General features: G+C 48.7%; 1 tRNA gene. It reads right to left on the reverse strand.

Features of this window, described 5'->3' with window-relative positions:
* Positions 1–7: 7 nt before the first annotated feature.
* Positions 8–83: transfer RNA gene (locus tag OC610_RS28985), tRNA-Asn, on the reverse strand.
* Positions 84–380 lie beyond the last annotated feature (297 nt).

Here is a 380-nt window from a genome sequence, read left to right on the forward strand (position 1 = left end):
ATTGAAATGGCTCCGTGACCAGGACTCGAACCTGGGACCCAATGATTAACAGTCATTTGCTCTACCGACTGAGCTATCACGGAACTGATATTTCAAGTTACTGCATGAAGCTAGCTTCAACCTCTTCTACCCGTCTGCATCGCTGCGTTCGTGTGTCTGAGGCGCGCTATTCTACAATTTTCAAAACCTCTGTCAACCCCTTAAATTGCTTTCAAGACAATGATTTGCAACTTATTTTGGGTTCCCTCTCGCTGAGAAGTGACCCCGGGGGTGACGTACTGCGGGGCGCACTTTACAAGCCTTTTCCTTTGAGTTCAACGGCCTGATGAAAAAATGCCGTTAAGTGAGCACACCTCGTAGGAGCTGCCGAAGGCTGCGAT

Source organism: Pseudomonas agronomica, assembly GCF_025917275.1.
GTDB lineage: Bacteria > Pseudomonadota > Gammaproteobacteria > Pseudomonadales > Pseudomonadaceae > Aquipseudomonas > Aquipseudomonas agronomica.